This is a genomic window from Streptomyces sp. NPDC050560, assembly GCF_044457285.1.
Lineage (GTDB): Bacteria > Actinomycetota > Actinomycetes > Streptomycetales > Streptomycetaceae > Streptomyces.
On sequence record NZ_JBITGT010000002.1, the window covers coordinates 642104 to 666434 of the forward strand.

Annotated in this window: 2 protein-coding genes; both read left to right on the top strand. The window is 76.7% G+C overall.

The window, feature by feature from the left end:
* The first annotated feature begins 35 nt into the window (after window positions 1–35).
* Complete coding sequence (locus tag ACIBIW_RS07255; RefSeq protein ID WP_399332962.1) at window positions 36–5588, top strand: type I polyketide synthase; 5553 nt, start codon at window positions 36–38, stop codon at window positions 5586–5588.
* 50 nt (window positions 5589–5638) lie between these two features.
* Window positions 5639–24304 (top strand): type I polyketide synthase, encoded by an 18666-nt coding sequence (locus tag ACIBIW_RS07260; RefSeq protein WP_399332837.1) that lies wholly within the window; start codon window positions 5639–5641, stop codon window positions 24302–24304.
* Window positions 24305–24331 lie beyond the last annotated feature (27 nt).

Consider the following 24331-nt stretch of genomic DNA (forward strand, 5'->3'; position numbering starts at 1 on the left):
CCGGCATGGCTGACGAGGAGAAGCTGCGGGAGTACCTGCGGCGGGCCATCGCGGAGGCCCAGGACAGCCGCAGGAGGCTGCGGGAGAACGAGGAACGCGCGCGCGAGCCGATCGCGATCGTCGGCATGGGCTGCCGCCTGCCGGGCGGCGTCCGCGGCCCCGAGGACCTGTGGCGGCTCGTCGCCGAGGGCCGCGGGGCGGTGACACCGTTCCCCCGGGACCGCGGCTGGGACCTGGACGCGCTCGCGGGCGACGGGCCCGAGTCGAGCGGCACCACGCAGGGCGGATTCCTCGACGACGCCGCCGGGTTCGACGCCGGGGTCTTCGGGATCTCCCCCCGCGAGGCGCTGGCGATGGACCCGCAGCAGCGGCTCCTGCTCGAAACGTCCTGGGAGGCCCTGGAGCGCGCCGGGATCGACCCGCTGTCGCTGCGCGGCAGCAGGACGGGCGTGTTCATGGGCACCGCCTCCCAGGACTACGCCAACCTCGTGCTCGCGGCCCCCGGCGCCGACCTGTACGGCAGCACCGGCTACCAGGCGGGCGTCCTGTCAGGACGCCTCTCGTACGTGTACGGCGCGGTCGGCCCCACCGCCACCGTCGACACCGCCTGCTCCTCGTTCCTGGTGTCGCTGCACCTGGCCGCGCAGGCGCTGCGCGCGGGGGAGTGCGACCTCGCCCTCGCGGGCGCCGCCACCGTCATGGCCACACCCGCCCTGTTCTCCGTGTTCAGCAGGCAGGACGGGCTCGCCGCCGACGGGCTGTGCAAGGCGTTCGCGGACGCCGCCGACGGCACGGGCTGGGCCGAGGGCGTCGGCACCGTCGTCGTGGAACGGCTCTCCGACGCGCTGCGCCTCGGGCACCCCGTCGACGCCGTGGTGCGCGCGAGCGCGGTCAACTCCGACGGCGCCTCCAACGGCCTCTCCGCCCCCAACGGGCCCTCCCAGCAGCGCGTCATCCGGCAGGCCCTCACCGCCGCGGGCCTCGCCCCCGCCGACGTGGACGCCGTCGAGGCGCACGGCACCGGCACCCGCCTCGGCGACCCCATCGAGGCACAGGCGCTCCTCGCCACCTACGGGCAGGACCGCGACACCCCCCTCTACCTGGGGTCGGCGAAGTCCAACATGGGGCACACCCAGGCCGCCGCCGGGCTCGTCGGGCTCGTCAAGACGGTCATGGCGCTGCGGCACCGCGAACTCGCGCCCACCCTGCACGTCGACCGGCCCTCCACCAAGGTCGACTGGGAGGCGGGCGCCGTCGAACTCGTCACCGTGCGCCGCCCCTGGCCCGCCGTGGACCGGCCGCGCCGCGCCGGGGTGTCCGCCTTCGGGATCTCGGGGACCAACGCGCACGTCATCCTCGAAGAGGCCCCCGCCCCCGAGGGCGACGCCGGGCACGCGCAGGGCGCGCACACCCCCACCGTGACGCCCGCGGGCCCGGTGCCCTGGCTGCTGTCGGCGCGCGGCGCACCCGCCCTGCGCGGCCAGGCCGCCGCCCTCCACGCACATCTGACGGGCCTTCAGGAGCCGCCAGCCGCGGTGGACGTCGGCCACTCCCTCGCCACCACGCGGGCCGCGCTGGAACACCGCGCGGTCGTCGTCGGCGATGGCACGGGCGAACTCCTCGACGGGCTGCGCGCCCTCGCCGACGGCACCCCGGCGCCCGGCGTCGTCACGGGACGCGCCCAGCTCGACAGCGACCGCAAGGTTGTCATGGTGTTCCCGGGACAGGGCTCCCAGTGGGCCGGGATGGGGCGCGAACTCCTCGACTCGGCGCCCGAGTTCGCCGCCGTCATCGAGGACTGCGCCCGCGCCCTCGCCCCGTACGCCGACTTCGACCTCGTCGCGGCGCTGCGCACCGGCGAAGGGCTCGAACGCGTCGACGTCGCCCAGTGCGCCCTGTGGGCGACGATGGTCGCCCTCGCCGCCCTCTGGCGCTCGTACGGGATCAGGCCCGCGGCGGTCATCGGGCACTCGCAGGGCGAGATCGCCGCCGCCTGTGTCGCGGGCGCCCTCGGCCTCGACGACGGCGCCCGGGTCGTGGCGCTGCGCAGCCGCGCCATCGGCGCCGAACTGTCAGGCAAGGGCACCATGGTGTCCGTAGCCGCCCCCGTGGAAGAGGTCGAGCGGCGGCTCGCCGCCTGGGGCGGGCGCGCGTCCGTCGCCGCGGTCAACGGACCCGCGAGCGTCGTCGTGTCCGGCGAACTCGGCGCCCTGCGCGAGCTGGTCGAGTCCTGTGTCGCCGACGGGGTGCGCGCCAAGGCCATCCCCGTCGACTACGCCTCGCACTCCGCGCAGGTCGAGCTGATCGAGGACCGGCTCGCCGCCGACCTCGCGGGCCTCGCGCCCCGCGCGGGCGACGTGCCGTTCCTGTCCACCGTCACCGGCGAGTGGACCGACACCACCACCCTCGGCGCCCGCTACTGGTACGAGAACCTGCGCGGCACGGTCCGCCTCGAACCCGCCGTACGCACCCTGCTGGAGACGGGGCACGACCTGTTCGTCGAGGTCAGCCCGCACCCGGTACTGACGATGCCGGTACAGGAGACGATAGACACGGCGGCCACGGCGGCGACAGCGGCCGCCGCCTCCGGCGCCGTCGTCATCGGCTCCCTGCGGCGCGACGACGGCGGCCCCGCCCGGCTGCTGTGCTCGCTCGCCGAGGCGTACGCGCACGGGGCGCGGGTGGACTGGCACGGGCCGCTCGCCGGCGGCCGCCGGGTGGACCTGCCGACGTACGCCTTCCAGCACGAGCCCTACTGGCTGACGCCCGCCCCGTCCGCCTCCGACCCGGCCGCGCTCGGGCTGACCGGCACCGGACACCCGGTGCTGCGGGCCGCGCTGCCCGTCGCGGGCGGCGCCGCGGCCGTCCTCACCGGGCGGCTCGACCCGCGCACCCAACCCTGGCTCGGGCAGCACCTGTTGCTCGGCTCCCGGGTGGTGCCCGACACCGCCCTCGCCGACTGGGTGGCGCGGGCCGCGCAGGAGTGCGGCTGCGACACCGTGCGCACCCTGCGGATCGACCGGCCCCCGGTCGTCGGCGACGTACCGCTCGACGTCCAGGTCGTCACCGGGGCGCCCCGCGCGGACGGCACCCGCACCGTCGAGGTGCACACCAGGCACACGGCCGACACCGAGGGCCCCTGGACCCGGCACGCGGAAGGCGTCATCGGCGCGGCGCACCCCGTCGACGAGGGCGCCGCCTGGGACCGGCTCGCCGTCTGGCCGCCGGACGGCGCCACAGCGGACGACACGCCCCGGGCGCGGCCCGCGTGGGCAGCGTACGGGCCCGTCTTCGACTCGGTGGTGAGGACCTGGCGGCGCGGCGCGGAACTCTTCGCCGAGATCGCCCTCGACCCGGCCGCCCACCCCGACGCCGCCGCCTCGGCCGCCCATCCGGCGCTGCTCCAGGCCCTGTTGACCGCCGCAGTCAACGACGGCGCGGACCCCGAGGGCCCGCCGCGGCTGCCGTCGGTGTGGCACGGGCTGCGGATCGCCGCGCCGGGCGCGGGCGCGCTGCGGGTGCGCGTCGCGCCCGCCACCGGTGCTGGGGCGCTCACCGTCACCGCCGTCGCCGCGGACGGCGCCCCCGTACTGTCCGCGGCCGTCGAGGCCCGCACGGCAGAACCCGCGCATCTCGCCCCCGCGGCCCCCGGCGGCGGGCTCCACCGCATCGAGTGGGACCCGCTGCCGCTGCCGCCTGCCGCCGGAAGCGGCGGTACCTGGCCGGTCCTCGGCACCGGCACCGCCACCGACGCCCTGGCCGCCGCCGTACCGGGCGCCACCGCCACCGAAGACCCCACCGGCGCCGCGGCCCTGCTGCTGCCCTGGGACAGCGGCGACGGGGGCGACGCAGGCGCCAGGGGTGCAGGCGACGGGGGCGACAGCCACGATGACGGTGCGGGCCCGGTGCACGCCGCCGTGCACGCCGCGCTCGCGGCCCTGCGCGGCCATCTCGCCGACCCGCGCGACGACCTGCCCCCGCTCGCCGTGGTCACCCGCGCCGCGGTGGCGACCGCCGCGGGGGAGCGGATCGCGTCCGTCGCCGACGCCGCCGTACGGGGCCTGGTGCGCGCCGCGCAGTCCGAGTACCCCGGCAGGTTCCTGCTTGCCGACTGGGACGGCGACCCGCGCTCCGCCGCCGCCCTGCCCGCCGCGCTCACCGCGGCGCTCGCCGCCGCGGAGCCCGAGGTGGCGCTCCGCGAGGGCCGCGCCGCCGTGCCGCGCCTCACCGCCGCAGCCCCCGCGGGCGAGCCGCACTGGGACCCCGAGGGCACCGTGCTCGTCACCGGCGGCACCGGCACCCTCGGCGCCGCCGTCGCCAGTCACCTCGTCACCCGGCACGGCGTACGCGGCCTGCTGCTCGCGAGCCGCCGCGGCCAGGACGCGCCGGGCGCGCAAGCGCTCCGCGAGGAGCTGCGCGCGGCCGGGGCGCACGTCGACATCGCCGCCTGCGACGTGTCGTCCCGCGCCGAACTCGCCGCGCTGCTCAACCGGGTGCCCGCAGAGCGGCCGCTGCGCGGCGTCGTCCACACCGCCGGGGTGCTCGCCGACGCCCTGCTCGACAAGCTGACCGACGACGGTGTCGACCGGGTCCTCGCGCCGAAGGCCGACGCCGCCCTGCACCTCGACGCCCTCACCCGCGGCATGGACCTCACCGCGTTCGTCCTCTTCTCCTCCTACGCGGGCGTCTCCGGCAGCCTCGGACAGGGCAACTACGCCGCCGCCAACACCGCGCTCGACGCGCTCGCCCAGCGGCGCGCCGCCGACGGGCTGCCCGCGACCTCGCTCGCCTGGGGCGTGTGGCGCGAGGCCAGCGGAATGACGGGCGACCTCGCCGACGCCGACCTGACCAGGCTCGCCACCTCCGGCATGTCCGCCATCCCCCTGGACCACGGCCTCGCCCTGCTGGACACCGCCACCGCGCTGCCGGACCCGCTGCTCGTCCCCGTCCTCTTCGACCGGGCCGCGCTCGCGCGCACAGGACAGGTCCCGGCGCTGCTGCGGCGCCTGTTCCGGGTGCCGCCCAAGGCGGCCGCCCCCGGCGCGCCGACGGCGGGCGGCGGCGACGGCACGGACCTGGCGCGGCGGCTGTCGGGGCGCACCCCCGTCGAACAGGAGAAGATCCTCTTCGACCTGGTGGCCGCGCACACCGCGACCGTACTCGGACACCGCTCGGCCGACGCGGTCGACCGCGGCCGCGGCTTCCTCGACCAGGGCATCACCTCTCTGACCGCGGTCGACCTGCGCAACAGGCTGAGCGCCGAGACCGGCCTCGCCCTGCCCGCCACGATGATCTTCGACTTTCCCGCGCCCGCCGCGCTCGTCGCCCATCTGCGCGACCGGCTCGGCGCGGGCGGCGCGGGGACGGCGCGGGAACCGGTACTCGAACAACTCGCCGCCGTCGAGGCGGCGGTCGCCACCGGCGGCCTCGACGCGTCCGTCGCCGAGGCACTGGCCAAACGGGTCGCCACGCTCCACTGGCGGCTCGACGCGGGCGACACCCCGGCACGGGCCGGCACGTCCGACCTCACCGCGAGCACCGACGACGAGATGTTCGCACTCATCGACAAGGAACTCGGGCTCGCCTGAACCCCGGGTCAGTTCGCCCCCGTCATTGCTTCAAGCAGGAGGAACTTCCGGTGACGAGCACCGAAGACAAGCTGCGCGACTATCTCAAGCTGGTCACCGGCGATCTGCGGCAGACCCGTGAGCGGCTGCGCGCCGTCGAGGCGAGCCGCAGCGAACCCATCGCCATCGTCGGCATGGCCTGCCGGTACGCGGGCGGCGCCGACACCCCCGAGCGGCTGTGGGAACTGCTCGCCGCCGGGACCGACACGGTGGCCGAGCCGCCCGCCGCCCGCGGCTGGGACCTCGACGCGATCTACGACCCGGACCCCGACCGCCCCGGCACCACCTACGCCCGCGAGGGCGCCTTCCTCGACGAGGCCGCGGCGTTCGACCCCGAGTTCTTCGGCATGTCGCCCCGCGAGGCGCTGGCCACCGACCCCCAGCAGCGGCTGCTGCTCGAAGTGTCCTGGGAGGCCATCGAGCGCGCCGGCATCGACCCGCGCAGCCTCCGCGACAGCAGTACGGGCACCTTCGTCGGCGGCTACGACTCCAACTACCGCACCCTCGTCGGCTCCCACCAGCAGGCCGAGGGCCACGGCATCACCGGCATCTCGCCCAGCGTGCTCTCCGGCCGGGTCGCGTACATCCTCGGGCTCGAAGGGCCCGCGGTCACCGTCGACACCGCCTGCTCCTCGTCGCTCGTCGCCCTCCACATGGCCGCCAAGGCGCTGCGCGCGGGGGAGTGTGAACTCGCCCTCGCGGGCGGCGTCACCGTCATGGCCACCCCGGCGCCGTTCGTCGAGTTCTCCCGGCAGCGCGGCCTCGCCCCCGACGGCCGCTGCAAGGCGTTCGCGGACAGCGCCGACGGCATGGGCTGGGCCGAGGGCGTCGGCGTCCTCGTCCTGGAACGCCTCTCCCACGCCCGCGCGGCAGGCCACCGGGTCCTCGCGGTGCTGCGCGGCTCCGCGGTCAACTCCGACGGTGCGAGCAGCGGTCTGACCGCGCCCAACGGCCCCTCCCAGCAGCGCGTCATCCAGGCCGCGCTCGCCGACGCCCGGCTGCCCGCCGCCCATGTCGACGCCGTCGAGGGGCACGGCACCGGCACCACGCTCGGCGACCCCATCGAGGCGCAGGCGCTGCTGGCGACGTACGGGCAGGAGCGCGAGGACGGCAGGCCGCTCCTCCTCGGCTCCGTCAAGTCCAACATCGGGCACAGCCAGGCCGCCGCGGGTGTCGCGGGCGTCATCAAGATGGTCATGGCGATACGGGAGGGCGTGCTGCCGCGCACCCTGCACGTCGACCGGCCCTCCAGCCACGTCGACTGGTCGACGGGCGCCGTGGAACTGCTCACCGACGCCGTCGCCTGGCCGCAGACCGGCAGGCCGCGGCGGGCCGGTGTGTCCTCCTTCGGCATCAGCGGCACCAACGCGCACCTCATCGTCGAGCAGGCGCCCGACGACGGCGGCCAGGACGCGGAAAGCGCCGACGAGGTGGCGCCCCCGGTGCCGTCCGTGCTGCCACTCACCTTCTCCGGACGCACTCCCGAGGCGCTGCGCGCCGCCGCGTCCGCGCTCCTCGCCCGCCTCACCTCGCCCGGCGGCGAAGGCCCCGCGCTGCTCGACACCGCCTACTCCCTCGCCACCGGCCGCTCCGCGTTCGAGCACCGGGCCGTGGTCCTCGCCACCGACCCCGGCACCACCGCGGCCGCGCTGCGCGCCGCGGCCGAGGGCGCCGGGCACGCCCAGCTCGTCACCGGCACGGCCGCCGCGGGCGCCACCGCCGTCCTGTTCTCCGGGCAGGGCGCGCAGCGGCTCGGCATGGGCCGCGAACTGTACGGGGCGTTCCCCGTGTTCGCCCGCGCCCTCGACGAGGCCCTGGGCCACTTCGACGGCCTGCGCGACGTCATGTGGGGCACGGACGCCGCGTTGCTGAACCGCACCGGGTGGGCGCAGCCCGCGCTGTTCGCGGTGGAGGTGGCGCTGTTCCGGCTCGCCGAGTCGTGGGGTCTTCGGCCCGACTACGTCGGCGGGCACTCCATCGGCGAGGTGGCGGCGGCGCACGTCGCCGGGGTGCTGTCGCTTGCCGACGCGTGTGTGCTGGTGGCGGCGCGTGCCCGTCTTATGCAGGCGCTGCCTTCCGGCGGCGCCATGGCCGCCCTTCAGGCCACCGAGGACGACGTCACGCCGCTGCTGGCCGACGGGGTGTCCGTCGCCGCCGTCAACGGGCCCCGCTCCGTCGTCGTCGCCGGGGACGAGGGCGCCGTCACCGCGCTCGCCGACGGCTTCGCCGCCCGCGGCCACCGCACCCGACGGCTCTCCGTATCGCACGCGTTCCACTCGCCGCTGATGGAGCCGATGCTCGACGAGTTCGCCGCCGCGCTCGCGGGCGTCACCTTCCACGCGCCCCGCATCCCGCTGCTGTCCAACGTGACCGGCGCCCTCGCACAGCCGCGCGAGATCTGCACCCCCGAGTACTGGGTGCGGCACGTGCGCGAGACGGTCCGCTTCTGCGACGGCGTCACCACCCTGCTGCGCGAAGGTGTGCGCCGGTTCGCCGAACTCGGCCCCGACGGCGTGCTGTCCGCCATGGTCATGGAGACCGCCGACGCCCTCGGCGACGACACCACGGGACCCGTCTCCGCGGTGCCCGCGCTGCGCGCCGACCGCCCCGAGGAGCACGCCGCCGTCGCCGCGCTCGCCGCCTGGCACACCGCGGGCGCCACCCTCGACGGCGCCGGGTTCTTCGCCGGGCTCGGCGCGTCCACCGTGGACGTGCCGACGTACCCCTTCCAGAACGCCGACTTCTGGCCCGACGCCACCGCCGCACCGCAGACCGCGTCCGACCCCGCCGACGACCGCTTCTGGGGCCTCGTGGACGGCGACGTCGAGACCTTCGCCACCGCGCTCGACCTCGACGGCGACACCGCCGCCGCCCTCGTGCCCGCCCTCGCCGGCTGGCGCGAGAAGCTGCGCGCCACCACCACCATGGACTCCTGGCGCTACCGCGTCGAGTGGACACCGCTGCGCCTCGCCGACGGCGCCGGGCCCACCGGCACCTGGCTCCTGGTGCGCCCCGAGCCAGGCGCGGGCGAGAGCGCGGACGCGCTCGCCGACGCCGTCGCCGACGCCCTGCGCGCCGCGGGCGCCGGGGTCACCTGCCTACGGGCCGACGCGCTCGCCGCCGTCACCGGCACCTTCGGCGGCGCCGGGGCCCCCGCGGGCGTGGTCTCCCTGCTCGGCCTCGACGAACGCCCCCTGCCGGGGCACCCGGTGGTGCCCACCGGCCTCGCCGCCACCGCCGCCCTCGTCGGGTCCCTCGCGGACGCCGGCATCACCGCCCCGCTGTGGGTCCTCACCAGCGGCGCCGTCGCCGCCGGGCGCCGCGACCTGGTGACCGCGCCGCAGCAGGCCACCGTCTGGGGCCTCGGCCGGGTCGCCGCGCTCGAACACCCCACCGCCTGGGGCGGCCTCGTCGACCTGCCCGCCGCCCTCGACGAGCACACCGCCGCCAGGCTCGTCGCCGTGCTGTCCGGCAGGACAGGCGAGGACCAGGTCGCCGTCAGGCCCTGGGGCGCCTACGGGCGCCGCCTCGTGCACGCCCCCGTCGGCGACGCCAGGCCCCCGGCCCGGCTGCGCCCCGACGGCACCGTCCTCATCACCGGCGGCCTCGGCGACCTCGGCACCCACGTCGCCCGCTGGGCCGCCGCGGCCGGGGCCGGGCACCTGCTGCTCCTCGGCCGCCGCGGCAGCGACACCCCGGGCGCCGAGGAACTGCGCGCCGAACTCACCGCCGCGGGCGCCTGCGTCACCATCGCCGCCTGCGACGTCGCCGACCGCGACGCGCTCGCCGCCGTACTCGACGCCATCCCCGGGCACGCCCCGCTCTCCGCCGTCGTGCACACCGCGGGACTCATCTCCGACGACGGCGAGGTCGCCTCGCTCACCGGGGCCCGGCTCGCCCGCACCCTGGACGCCAAGGTCCTCGGCGCCCGCCATCTGCACGACCTCACCCGGGACATGGACCTGGACGCCTTCGTGCTGTTCTCGTCCGGCGCCGGGGTCTGGGGCAGCGGCGGCTTCGGCAGCTACGCCGCCGCCAACGCCTACCTCGACGCGCTCGCGGAGCACCGCGCGGCGGCGGGGCTGCCCGCCACCGCGCTCGCCTGGGGCACCTGGGCCGGGCGCAGCCGCGGCGCCGCGTTCACCGAGGTCGCCGACCGCTTCCAGCACCACGGCGTCCTGGAGATGGACCCCGCGCTCGCCGTCGCCGTGCTGCACCGCACCCTCCAGGACGGCCGCAGCGGCCTCGTCGTCTCCGACTTCGACTGGTCGCGGTTCGCGCCCAGCTTCACCCACTCGCGCCCGAGCCCGCTGCTGTCCGGGCTGCCCGAGGCCCGCGAGGCCCTGGCCGCCGGGGTGGCGGACGGGGTGGGCACGGGGGCGCTCGCCGGGCTCGACGGCGCCGACCTGCGGCGCGCCGCGCTCGACCTGGTGCGCGGCGAGGTCGCGTCCGTGCTCGGGCACGCCGACGCCGCCGCGATCGGCGCGGGGCGGCCCTTCCAGGACCTCGGCTTCGACTCGCTGACCGCCGTCGAACTGCGCAACCGGCTCACCGCCGCCACCGGACGCAGGCTGCCCGCCACCCTCATCTTCGACCACCCCACGCCCACCGCGCTCGCCGCGCACCTGGCCGCGGCCGTCTCCGGCGCGAGCGCCGAGCATGGCGAGGCGGCCGTCCGCCCCTCGGACACCGCCGACGACCCCGTCGTCATCGTCGGCATGGGCTGCCGCTACCCGGGCGGCGTCGCCTCCCCCGAGGACCTGTGGCACCTCGTCGCCGACGGCGTCGAGGGGATCTCCGCGTTCCCCGACGACCGCGGCTGGGACCTCGCCGGGCTCGCCGCCGGGGCCTGCGCCACCGACCGCGGCGGATTCCTCAGCGACGCCGCCGACTTCGACGCCGGGTTCTTCGGCATCTCGCCCCGCGAGGCGCTGGCGATGGACCCGCAGCAGCGGCTGCTCCTCGAAACGTCCTGGACCGCCCTGGAGTCCGGCGGCATCGACCCGGCCGGGCTCCGCGGCAGCAGGGCCGGGGTGTTCGTCGGCACCAACGGGCAGGACTACGCGCACGTGGTACGGGGCGCCGACGTGGACGGCGGGCACGCGGGCGCCGGGGCCGCCGCCAGCGTCATGTCGGGCCGTATCGCCTACGCGCTCGGCCTCGAAGGGCCCGCGGTCACCGTCGACACCGCCTGCTCCTCCTCGCTGGTCGCCCTGCATCTCGCGGCCAGCTCGCTGCGCGACGAGGAGTGCACCGTCGCGCTCGCCGCGGGCGTCAGCGTCATGTCCACCCCCGGCTCCTTCGTGGACTTCAGCATCCCCGGCGGGCTCGCCGCCGACGGCAGGGCCAAGGCGTTCGCGGAGGGCGCCGACGGCACCGTGTGGGCCGAGGGCGTCGGCGTCCTCGTCCTGGAACGCCTCTCCCACGCCCGCGCCGCGGGCCACCGGGTCCTCGCGGTGCTGCGCGGCTCCGCCGTCAACTCCGACGGCGCGAGCAACGGCCTCACCGCGCCCAACGGCCCCTCCCAACAGCGTGTCATCCGCGCCGCGCTCGCCGCGTCGGGGCTCACCCCCGCCGACGTCGACACCGTTGAGGCGCACGGCACAGGCACCACGCTCGGCGACCCCGTCGAGGCACAGGCGCTGCTCGCCACCTACGGGCAGGAGCGCGGCGCCTGCGGACCGCTGCTGATCGGCTCCGTCAAGTCCAACATCGGGCACAGCCAGGCCGCTTCCGGTGTCGCGGGCGTCATCAAGATGGTCGAGGCGATGGCGCACGGTGTGCTGCCCCGCACCCTGCACGTCGACCGGCCCTCCACCCACGTCGACTGGTCGGCGGGCGCCGTGGAACTGCTCACCGAGGCCGTCGCCTGGCCCGAGACCGGCAGGCCGCGGCGGGCCGGTGTGTCCTCCTTCGGGGTCAGCGGCACCAACGTCCACCTCGTCATCGAGCAGGCCCCCGAAGCCGGGGGCACCACGGACGCGCCGCCGCCCGCCGTCGCCCCCGCGCTGGTGCCGTGGCCCGCGTCGGCGAAGTCCCGCGCCGCGCTCGACGCCCGCCTCGCCCAGCTCACCGCGCTCGCCGACGGCGGCGCGCACACCCTCGACGTCGGCGCCGCGCTCGCCGCCCGCACCCCGTTCGAGCACCGCGCGGTCCTGCTCGCCACCCCGGGCAGCGACACCGCGCCCGTCGAGGCCGCCCACGGCGTCGCGACGGACCGCACCCTCGCCGTCCTGTTCTCCGGGCAGGGCGCCCAGCGGCTCGGCATGGGCCGCGAACTCTACGGCCGCTTCCCGGTGTTCGCCCGCGCCTTCGACGAGGTCACCGCCGAACTCGACGCCCGGCTCGAAGGCTCCCTGCGCGACGTCGTGTGGGGCGGCGACGCCGACGAGCTGAACACCACCGGATGGGCGCAGCCCGCGCTGTTCGCGATCGAGGTGGCGCTGTTCCGGCTCGCCGAGTCCCTCGGCATCAGGCCCTCGTACGTCGGCGGGCACTCCATCGGCGAGGTGGCAGCCGCGCATGTCGCCGGGGTGCTGTCGCTCGCGGACGCGTGCGTGCTGGTGGCGGCGCGTGCCCGTCTTATGCAGGCGCTGCCTTCCGGCGGCGCCATGGCCGCCCTTCAGGCCACCGAGGCAGAGGTCCTGCCCCTGCTGACCGGTGGGGTGTCACTCGCCGCCGTCAACGGTCCCGAGGCCGTCGTCGTCGCGGGCGACGCGGACGCCGTGGCGGACATCGCCGCAAGGCTGCGCGGCCAGGGCCGCAGGACGTCGCGTCTTCGGGTGTCGCACGCGTTCCACTCGCCGCTGATGGAGCCGATGCTCGACGAGTTCGCCGCCGCGCTCGCGGGCCTCGCCTTCCACGCGCCCCGCATCCCGCTGCTGTCCAACGTCACCGGCGCCCTCGCACAGCCGCGCGAGATCTGCGCCCCCGAGTACTGGGTGCGGCACGTGCGCGAGACGGTCCGCTTCTCCGACGGCGTGGACACCCTCCTCGGACGCGGTGTCGACGCCGTGCTCGAACTCGGCCCCGACGGCGTCCTCGCCGGCTCTGTGCAGGACTGCCTCGCCGTCACCGGGCGCCAGGCCCTCGTCACCCCGCTGCTGCGCCGCGACCGCCCCGAGGAGCGCGCCGCGCTCACCGCCCTCGCCCGGCTGTTCACCGGCGGCGTCGACGTCGACCTGGGCGCACTCTTCGAGGGCACCGGGGCGCGCCCCGTACCGCTGCCCGGCTACCCGTTCCAGCGGGAGCGGTACTGGCCGGAGCGGCCCGCGATGGCCACCGCGGAGACCGCGGACGCCGCACACGCCGAGTTCTGGGCCGCCGTCGCCCGCGGCGACACCGAGGAGATCGCCGCCGCGCTCGGCCTGGACGACGCCACCGTGTCCGCCGTGGTGCCCGCGCTCGCCGCCTGGCGCGAGCGCCGCCGCGACCTGGCCGCCGTCGAGTCGCTGCGCCACCACGACCGCTGGGTGCCGCTGCCGCCCGTCGAGACCGCCGCGCCGCGCAGGCTGCTCGCGCTCGTGCCGCTCGGCGCGCCCGCCGCGGAGGCCGCCGTCGCCGCGCTCGGCGCCGTCACGCTGACCGTGCCCGCCGTGCCGGAGCGCGCCACGCTCGCCGCCGCGCTGCGCGAGGCCCTGGACGTCATGCGCTACGACGCCGTCGTATCGCTGCTCGCGCTCGGCGCACCCGCGGCCGCGGCGCCCGCCGAGGGGCACGCGGCCGCGCTCACCGTGGTCCTCCAGGCCCTCGGCGACGCCGGGTCGGACGCACCGCTGTGGGCCGTCACCCGCGGCGCCCTCGACGCGGGCGCCCGCACCGACCCGCTCCAGGCCGCCGTGTGGGGCGTCGGCCGGGTCGCCGCGCTTGAGTACCCGCGGCAGTGGGGCGGCCTCGCCGACCTGCCCGCCGACCCCTCGGACGAGGACCTGCGCGGCCTCGCCGCCGCGCTCTCCCGCGGCGACGACGAGAACGAACTCGCCGTACGCGGCTCCACCGTCCTCGGCCGCCGTATCGTCCCCGCGCCCCCCGTGCGTGGCGACGACGGCTGGCGGCCCACCGGCACCGTCCTCGTCACCGGCGGCACGGGCGCCCTCGGCGCCCACGTCGCCCGCTGGCTCGCCGGGCGCGGCGCCCCGCACCTGCTGCTGGTCGGCCGCCGCGGCCCCGACGCGCCGGGCGCGGCGAAACTGCGCGCGGAACTGACCGCCGCGGGCGCCGCCGTCACCCTCGCCGCCTGCGACGCCGCCGACCGCGACGGGATGCGCGCGGTGCTCGACGCGATCCCCGCCGAGCACCCGCTCACCGGCGTCGTGCACGCGGCGGGCGTTCTCGACGACGGCGTCATCGAACACCTCACCCCCGACCGGTTCACGGCCGTGCACCGCGCCAAGGTGGACTCCGCGCTCGTCCTCGACGACCTCACCGCGGAACTCGGCCTCGACGTGTTCGCGCTGTTCTCGTCCGCGTCCGCCGCCATCGGCAACCTCGGCCAGGCCGTCTACGCCGCCGCCAACGCCGAACTCGACGCGCTCGCCGTGCGCCGCCGCGCCCTCGGCCGCGCCGCGACCTCCATCGCCTGGGGCGGCTGGGCGGGCGGCGGCATGGCGGCGGGCGACGCCGTGGGCGAGCACCTGGCGGCGCTCGCGCCCGAGGCGGCGCTCGCCGTCCTCGGCCGGGTCGTCACCGAGCCAGAGCCGACCGTCACCGTCCTCGACCTCGCCGACCGGCGGCTCCTGCACAGCAGGCTCTCCCGCGGCCCCGCGCCGCTGCTGTCCCTGCTGCCCGCCGCGCGCGACGCCCTCGCCGCCATCAGGGCCGCGGGGCGCGAGGCGGGCGACGACGGCACCGCGCTCGCCCAGCGGCTGCGCGCACTGCCGGCAGGCGAGCGCTCCGCGGTGCTCCTCGGCCTCGTCAGGGCCCGCGCCGCCGCCGTGCTCGGGCACGCCACCAGCGCCGCGGTCGAGGTCGGCAAGGCGTTCCGGGACCTCGGCTTCGACTCGCTGACCGCGCTCGAACTCCGCAACCAGCTCGCCGAACTCACCGGCCTCACCCTGCCCGCGGGGCTCGTCTTCGACTTCCCCACGGCCGGCTCCCTCACCGAGCACCTGCTCGGCCGCCTCCTCGGCGACACCGCCGACGAGGCCGCGCCCGCGGCGACCGCCACCGCCACCGACGAGCCCCTCGCGATCGTCGCCATGGCCTGCCGCTTCCCCGGCGGCGTCACCGGCCCCGAGGACCTGTGGCGGGTACTCGCCGACGGCACCGACGCCATCTCCGCGTTCCCCGAGGACCGCGGCTGGGACCTCGACGCCCTCTTCGACGGGGACGCCGACGGCAACGGCCGCAGCAGCACCAGGGAGGGCGGCTTCCTCACCGACGTCGCCGGATTCGACGCCGCGTTCTTCGGGATCTCGCCGCGCGAGGCCCTGGCCATGGACCCCCAGCAGCGGCTGCTGCTCGAAACGTCCTGGGAGGGCTTCGAGCGCGCCGGGATCGACCCCGCCGCGCTGCGCGGCAGCCGTACCGGCGTCTTCGTCGGCACCAACGGGCTCGACTACGCGGCGGTGCTCGCCGACGCCCGCGACGGTCGCGACGGGCACGCCGCGACCGGGCTCGCCACCAGCGTCATCGCGGGCCGCGTCGCCTACACCTTCGGCCTCGAAGGGCCCGCGCTGACCGTCGACACGGCCTGCTCCGCGTCGCTGGTCGCGCTGCACCTCGCCGCCGAGTCGCTGCGCCGCGGCGAGTGCGAACTCGCCCTCGCGGGCGGCGTCACCGTCATCTCCAGCTCCGGCACGTTTGTGGAGCTGAGCAGGCAGGGCGCGCTCGCCCCCGACGGCCGCTGCAAGACGTTCTCCGACGCCGCCGACGGCACAGGCTTCGCCGAGGGCGCGGGCATGCTGCTCCTCGAACCCCTCTCCAGGGCCCGCGCCGAAGGCCACGACGTGCTCGCGGTGCTGCGCGGCTCAGCCGTCAACCAGGACGGCGCCTCCAACGGGCTCACCGCGCCCAGCGGGCAGGCCCAGCAGCGCGTCATCAGGCAGGCACTCGCCAACGCCGGGCTCGACCCCGCCGACATCGACGCGGTCGAGGCGCACGGCACCGGCACCAGGCTCGGCGACCCCATCGAGGCCGAGGCGCTGCTCGCCACCTACGGCGCGGACCGCGACCCGGCGGCGCCGCTGTGGCTCGGCTCCGTCAAGTCCAACATCGGGCACACCCAGGCCGCCGCGGGCGCCGCGGGCGTCATCAAGATGGTGCTCGCGATGCGGCACGGGCTGCTGCCGCGCACCCTGCACGTCGACACCCTGTCCTCGCACATCGACTGGTCCGCGGGACCCGTGTCGGTGCTGACCGAGCCCGTCGAGTGGCGGACCGCGGGGGAGCGCCCCCGCAGGGCGGGCGTGTCCGCGTTCGGCATCAGCGGCACCAACGCCCACCTCGTACTCGAACAGGCCCCGGAGCCCGCGCCCGTACCCGATTTCGCCCTGCCCGACGACCCCGAGGACCCCGAAGGGCAGGGGGCGCCCGCGCCGCTGCTCGCCTACCCGCTGTCCGCCGCGTCCCAGGCCGCGCTGCGCGGCCAGGCGGCACGGCTCGCCGACCACCTCGAAGCCACCGCGGGGCTCGAACCCGTCGACGTGGCGCACTCCCTGACCACCGGGCGCGCCGCGCTCGACCAGCGCGCCGTGGTCGTCGCGGACGGCCTCGACGACCTGCGCGGCGCGCTGCGCGCCCTCGCCGACGGCGAGCAGCGCGCGGGCACCGTCACGGGGCAGGCGGCGGGCGGCGGCCAGGACCGTATCGCGTTCGTCTTCCCCGGGCAGGGCTCGCAGTGGGAGGGCATGGCGGTCGGCCTGCTCGACGAGTCGCCCGTCTTCGCGGCCCGCATGGCCGAGTGCGAACGCGCCCTCGCGCCCTGTCTCGATTGGTCGGTGACGGAGGTGCTGCGCGGCGCCGACGGCGCCCCCTCGATCGAACGCCTCGACGTCGTCCAGCCGGTGCTGTTCGCCGTCATGGTGTCGCTCGCCGCCGTCTGGCAGTCCCACGGTGTGCGCCCCGACTGTGTGATCGGCACCAGCCAGGGCGAGGTCGCCGCCGCCTGTGTCGCGGGCGCGCTGAGCGTCGAGGACGCCGCCCGGGTGATCGCGGAGCGCAGCAAGGTGCTCGCCGCGCGGCTCGTCGGCGAGGGCGCCCTCGCGTCGCTCGCGCTGTCCGCCGAGGCCGCCGCGGAGCGCATCGCCCGCTGGGACGGCAGGCTCAGCATCGGCGGCGTCAACGGCCCCGCGCTCGTCACCGTCGCAGGGGACGACGCGGCGCTCGCGGACCTGGCCGCCGAGTGCGACGCGGAGGGCATCAGGCTGCGCCGCATCGCCGCCTCCGTGCCCACCCACTGCGCGCTCGTCGACCCGCTGCGCGACAGCCTGCTGCGCGCGGTGCGCGGGGTGCGCCCCGCCACGCCCGAGGTGCCGGTGTATTCCACCGTCACCGGCGGCAGGCTCGGCGCCGACGAGTTGATGGACGAGGAGTACTGGTACGACAACACCCGGCGGCCCGTGCTGTTCAGCCGGGCCGCCGAGCTGATCTTCGAGGCGGGCTGCGGCACGTTCCTCGAAATGAGCCCGCACCCGGTGATGTCGTTCGCGATCGACGGCATCGCCGCGGCCCGCGGCGAGCGGCCCGTCGTCCTCGGCTCGCTGCGCCGCGGCGCCGGGGGCCTCGCCCGCATGCTCACCTCGCTCGGCGAGGCCCACGCGAACGGCGTCACGGTCGACTTCTCGCCGCTGTACGGCGGCGCCGCGCCGCGCCGCACCGAGCTGCCGACGTACGCGTTCCAGCACGAGCGGTACTGGCCGCAGCCCGCGGACCGCCCGGCAGGCGGCGCGGCGGGCGAGGTCGACGCCGACTTCTGGGCGGCCGTCGAACAGGGCGACGTGGACACCCTGGCGACCGGGCTCGAACTCGGCGCCGACGTCCTCGACGGGGTGCTGCCCGCGCTGCGGACCTGGCGCGGCAGGCGCCGCGACCAGTCCGCCGTCGAGTCCTGGCGCTACCGGGTCGCCTGGCGGCCCGCCAAGGTCACCGACCGCGCCCCGGCGGGGAGTTGGCTGCTGGTCACCGCGGAGGGCTGCCAGGACGCCGACGTGCTGGCCGCGTTCGAGGCGCGCGGTGTCACCGTGCGGCGGCTCGTCCTCGACGCCGCCTGCGAGGACCGCGCGGTGCTCGCCGGGCGCCTCGCCGACGCGTCCGACGCCGCCGGGGTGGTGTCGCTGCTCGCCGGTGCCCAGGCGCCCAGCGCGGGCCACCCGCGGCTGACCGCGGGCCTCGCGCTGACCGTCTCCCTCGTCCAGGCCCTCGGGGACGCCGGGATCGACGCGCCGCTGTGGTTCCTCACCCGCGGCGCCGTCTCCACGGGACGCACCGACCCGGTGCTCAACCCGGCCCAGGCCCAGGTGCTCGGCGTCGGCTGGACCGCCGCGCTCGAACTCCCGCACCGCACAGGCGGCGTGCTCGACCTGCCGGAGTCCCTCGACACCGTCGCGGGCCGCGCGCTGCTCTCCGTACTCGCCGGTGCGGACGGCGAGGACCAGCTCGCGATCCGCGCCGCCGGGGTCCTCACCCGCCGGGTGGTGCCCGCGCCCACCACCGACCGGGCCCCCGCCAGGCCGTGGACCGCGCGCGGCACCGCCCTCGTCACGGGCGGCACCGGGCAGATCGGCCCCGACCTGGTGCGCTGGCTCGCCGAACAGGGCGCGGAGCACATCGTCCTCACCAGCCGCGGCGGCACCGCCACCCCCGCCGTCGCCGAGGTCATGGCGGAGTTCGACGGCGTCGTCACCGTCGCCGCCTGCGACGTCGCCGACCGGGAGGCGCTGGCCGCGCTCGTCGCGCGGCTGCGCGCCGAGGGGCACGACATCCGCACCGTCGTCCACGCCGCCGCCGTCATCGAACTCGCCCACCTCGCCGACACGGAACTCGACCACTTCGCGAGGATCATCGACGCGAAGGTCAACGGCGCCCGCAACCTGGACGAGCTGTTCGCCGACGACGACCTCGACGCGTTCGTGCTCTACTCCTCCAACGCGGGCATGTGGGGCAGCGGCGAGCACGGCGCCTACGTCGCGGGCAACGCCTACCTCGCGGCCCTCGCCCACAACCGGCGCGCCCGCGGCCTCGTCGCGACATCCGTGCACTGGGGCAAGTGGCCCGACAACCTGGGCCTGTTCGGCGGCGTCGAGGACCCGTTCGGGGTGCGCCGCGGCGGTCTTGAGTACATCGAGCCGCGGCTCGCGCTGAACGCGATGCGCCGCCTCCTCGACGACGACGAGACCGCCGTCGCCCTCACCGACGTCAACTGGCCCCGCTACTACGAGGTGTTCACCTCCGGGCGCCCCACCACCCTCTTCGACGAGATCCCCGAGGTCCGCGCTCTCGTACGGGAGCGCGAGCAGGCCGCGGAGGCCGCCGACGAGGCCGAGTTCACCGCGGGGCTGCGGGCCCTGCCGCCCGCCGAGCAGCACCGGCGGCTGCTGACGCTGGTACGCGGCGAGGCGGCGGCCGTGCTCGGCCACGCGTCCGCCGACGCGCTGCCGGAGAAGCGGGCGTTCCGCGACGTCGGCTTCGACTCGGTCACCGCCGTCGACCTGCGCAACCGCCTGGTGGCCGTGGTCGGCACCCCGCTGCCCGCGACCCTGGTGTTCGACTACCCGAACCCGGTGGTGCTCGCCGACCACCTGCGCACCCAGATGTTCGGCGCCGCCGCGCCCGCCGCCGACCGGCCGCTGCCCGCCGCTGCCGCCGACGACGAGCCGATCGCGATCATCTCCATGGGCTGCCGCTTCCCCGGCGGCGTCGAGGCCCCCGAGGACCTGTGGCGGCTGCTCCTCGAAGGCGCCGACGTCACCTCCGGCTACCCCGCCGACCGCGGCTGGGACCTGGAGTCCCGCTACGACCCCGACCGCGACCGGCAGGGCACCACCTACGCGCTCAACGGCGGCTTCATGGACGACGTCGCCGGGTTCGACGCGGGCTTCTTCGGGATCTCCCCGCGCGAGGCCCTGGCGATGGACCCGCAGCAGCGGCTTCTCCTCCAGACGGCGTGGGAGACCGTCGAGCGCGCCGGTATCGACATGAGCACCCTGCACGGCAGCGCCACCGGCACCTTCATCGGCGCCGTCTACCCGGACTACCGCTCGATCGCCTCCCTCAAGGAGACCGAGGACTCCGAGACACACGCCGTGACGGGCGCAGCCTCCTGCGTCCTGTCGGGCCGCCTCTCCTACGTGTTCGGCTTCGAGGGCCCCGCGGTCACCCTGGACACCGGCTGCTCCTCCTCGCTGGTGGCGCTGCACCTGGCGTGCCAGTCGCTGCGGGGCGGCGACAGCACGCTGGCGCTCGCGGGCGGTGTCACCGTGATGTCGAGCCCCGCCGAGTTCGTCGGCTTCTCCCGGCTCGGCGCGCTCGCCCCCGACGGCCGCTGCAAGGCGTTCGCCGAGTCCGCCGACGGCATGGCGCTGTCCGAGGGCGTCGGCGTGGTGCTGGTGGAGCGGCTCTCCGACGCGCGCCGCAACGGGCACCCGGTGCTCGCGGTGGTCCGCGCGAGCGCCATGAACCAGGACGGCGCGTCCAACGGCCTCACCGCGCCCAACGGCCCCTCCCAGCAGCGCGTCATCCGGCAGGCCCTGGCCACCGCGGGACTCGGCGCGGCCGACGTCGACGTGGTGGAGGCGCACGGCACGGGCACCAAGCTGGGCGACCCCATCGAGGCGCAGGCGCTGCTCGCCACATACGGGCAGGACCGGGACGGCGCCCCGCTGCTGCTGGGCTCCGTGAAGTCCAACATCGGCCACACCCAGATGGCGTCCGGCGCCGCCAGCATCATCAAGATGGTCGAGGCCATCGGGCACGGCTACCTGCCGAGGACCCTGCACGCCGAGCAGCCGTCGAGCCATGTCGACTGGGACGCGGGCGCCCTCAAGCTCCTCGACGAGGGCACCGAGTGGCCCGACGCGGGACGGCCGCGCCGCGCCGGGGTCTCGTCCTTCGGCATCAGCGGCACCAACGTCCACGTCATCCTCGAACAGCCCACCGACCAGGACCCGGCGGACGGGGAACGGCCTCCCGCCGCGCCCCCGGTACGGCTGCCGTGGCTGGTGTCGTCGAAGACCGCGGCGGGCCTGCGCGACCAGGCCGCACGCCTCGCCGCGCACCTCACGGCCCACCCCGGCACGGCACCCGCCGACATCGGCTGGTCGCTGCTGACCGGCAGGCAGACCTTCGAGCACCGCGCCGTCGTCCTCGGCACCACCGCCGACGAGTTCGAACGCGGCCTGCGCGCGCTCGCGGGCGACGCCGCCGCGCCCGGCACCGTCAGCGGCGCCGTGGTGGAGAACTCGGCGGGACCCGTCTTCGTCTACCCGGGCCAGGGCTCCCAGTGGTGGGGCATGGGCCGGGACCTGCTGGCCGCGTCCGACGTGTTCCGCAGCAAGATCGCGGAGTGCGCCGAGGCGCTCGCCCCGCACATCGACTGGCCCCTGCTCGACGTCGTCGCCGGGCTCGCCGACGAGGACCTGATGTCCCGCGTCGACGTCGTACAGCCCGCCCTGTTCGCCATGATGGTGTCCCTCACCGAGGTCTGGCGCTCCTACGGGGTGGAACCCGCCGCCGTACTCGGCCACTCCCAGGGCGAGATCGCCGCGGCCCACGTCGCGGGCGCCCTCACCCTCCAGGACGCGGCCGCCGTCGTCGCGCTGCGCAGCCAGGCCCTGGTGCGGCTGTGCGGGCGCGGCGGCATGGTGTCCGTCGCCGACACCCTCGACCGGGTGCGCGCACTCATCGAGCCCTGGGGCGAGGCCCTGTCCGTCGCCGCCGTCAACGGCCCGGAGTCCACCGTGGTCTCCGGCGCCGCGACCGCACTCGACGCCCTGCTGCCGCACTGCGAGCAGCAGGGCGTGCGGGCCCGCAGGGTCAACGTGGACTACGCCTCGCACAGCGCCCAGGTCGAGGAGATCCAGGACGAGTTGGCGAAGCTCCTCGCCCATGTCGCCCCCCGCACCGCGACCGTCCCGTTCTACTCGACGGTCACCGCGGCCCGCTTCGACACCACCGGGCTCGACGGCGCGTACTGGTACACCAACCTGCGCGGCACCGTCAGGCTCCAGGACACCGTCACCGCGCTCGCGGGGGACGGCTACCGGGTCTTCGTGGAGTCCAGCCCGCACCCCGTACTCACCGGGCCCCTCGGGGAGACCCTGGAGGCCGTCGGCGGCGAGTTTGCCACCGTCGGCACGCTGCGCCGCGGCGACGGCGGCGTCCCGCGCATGCTGACCTCGCTCGCCGAGGCCCATGTGCGCGGCGTCGAGGCCGACTGGAGCACCGTCTACGACGGCGTCCACGCGCGCCGCACCGCCCTGCCCACCTACGCCTTCCAGAACCGCCGCTACTGGTGGGACACCGACCACGCCCCCGCCCAGGACCACGGCGAGCCCGGCGCGGATGCCGCGTTCTGGGACCTGGTCGGCACGGGCGACGCCGACTCGCTGGCCGCCGCGCTCGACGTCGACGCCGCCACCGCCGAGCGCGTCGCGCCGGGCCTCGCGTCCTGGCTTGAGCGCAGCCGCGCCAGGGCCACCGTCGACGGCCTGCGCTACCGCGTCGAGTGGACCGCGCTGCCCGACCCCGGCGGCAGGCCCCTGGGGAACTGGCTCCTCGTACTGCCCGAGGGCGGCGCCGACAGCCCCTGGGCCACCGCCGTCCGCACCGCCCTCGGCGTCCAGTGCGCCGCCGTCGAACTGCCCCCGGGCGACCCGGACCGCGCAGGCGTGGCACGCCTGGTCACCGAGGCCGCCGCGGGCATGGACACCGCCCCCGAGGGCGTGCTGTCGCTCCTCGCCACCGACGAACGCCCCTGCGCGGGGGCCCCGTCGGTGCCGCGCGGCCTCGCCGCCACCACCGCGCTCGCCCAGGCCCTCGGCGACACCGGGCTCGGCGCGCCGCTGTGGGCCGTCACCACGGGCGCCGTCAGCACCGGCCGCACCGACAGGGTCACCCACCCCGTACAGGCCGCCGTGTGGGGCCTCGGGCGGGTCGCCGCGCTGGAGCACCCGGACCGCTGGGGCGGCCTCGCCGACCTGCCGGAACAGCCCGACGACCGCACCACGGCCCGGCTCCTCGCCCGCCTCGCGGAACCGGCAGAGGACCAGGTGGCCCTGCGCCCCTCGGGGGCGCTCGCGCGCCGGCTCGCCCACGCCCCGGCCCGCCCGGCGACCCCGCCGCGCACGTTCGCGCCCACCGGCACCGTCCTCGTCACCGGCGGCACCGGCGGCGTCGGCAGCGAGGTCGCCCGCTGGGCGGCCGCCGCCGGGGCGCCGCACCTCCTGCTCACCAGCAGGCGCGGCCCCGAAGCGCCGGGCGCCGCGGAACTCGCCGAGGAGCTGCGCGCCACCGGCGCCCGGGTCACCGTCACCGCGTGCGACGCCGCCGACCGCGACGCCGTACGGGAACTCCTCGCGTCGGTGCCCGACGACCTGCCGCTGACCGCCGTGTTCCACGCCGCGGGCATTGTCGGGGGCGACAGCGAACTCGACGGCCTCGACACCGCACAGCTCGGCCTGCTCCTCGGCGCCAAGGCCACCGCCGCCTGGCACCTGCACGAACTCACCCTGCCCGGCGGCGCCCCCGGCACCGGCACGGGCGACGACACCGGCACGGGCGACGGCAGCGGCACGGGCGGGAGCCACGGTCTAGTTGATTTCGTCTTGTTCGCCTCAGGAGCCGGGGTGTGGGGTAGTGCTGGGCAGTCCGCCTACGCGGCCGCCAACGCGTCCCTCGACGCGCTGGCCCAGTACCGCGCGGACCGCGGGCTGCCCGCGACCTCGGTGGCATGGGGCACCTGGGGCGAGGCGGGACTCGTGGCAGAGGGGGAGGTGAACGAGCTGTTGCGTCGACTTGGCGTCCTGCCGATGCGCTCGGCCCTCGCGCTCGACGCCCTCCGCGGCGCCATCGAGGACGGCGACACCACGCTCACCGTCTCCGACATGGACTGGGAGCGGTTCGCACCGAGCTTCGCCGTCAACCGCCCGACCCGCCTCCTCGACGCCCTGCCCGAGGTGCGCGCCCTCGCCGCCGACGCCGACGACACCGCGGGCGACGGCGTGCCGCTGCTGCGGCAGCGACTCGACGCCCTGCCCGCCGCCGAGCGGCAGGGCGAACTCGTCGCCCTGGTGCGTGCCGAGGCGGGCGCCGTGCTCGGCTACGACAGCGGCGACGCCGTCCCCGCCGAGCGCGCCTTCCGCGAGTTCGGCTTCGACTCCGTCACCGCCGTCGAACTGCGCAACCGGCTGAAGGCCGCCACCGGGCTCAACCTGCCGGGCGCCGTGGTCTTCGACTACCCCAACCCGACCGCCCTCGCCCGCCATCTGCACACCGGCATGTACCAGGACGGCGCCGCCGCGCCCGCCGGGGACGACCCGGACGCGGAGGTCCGCGACCTGCTCGCGGCCATCCCCGTCAGCCGGCTGCGCAGCGCGGGCCTCCTCGACATGGTGCTGCGCCTCGCGGACGAGGAGCCCGAGCAGCAGGCCCCGGCGGGCGGCGGCGACGCGGGCGACCTCGGCGACCTCGACGCCCTCGACGGCGAGGACCTCCTCCGGCTGGCCGGAGAGAACACGCAGTGACCACACCCCTGGCTCTCGTTCGCACGA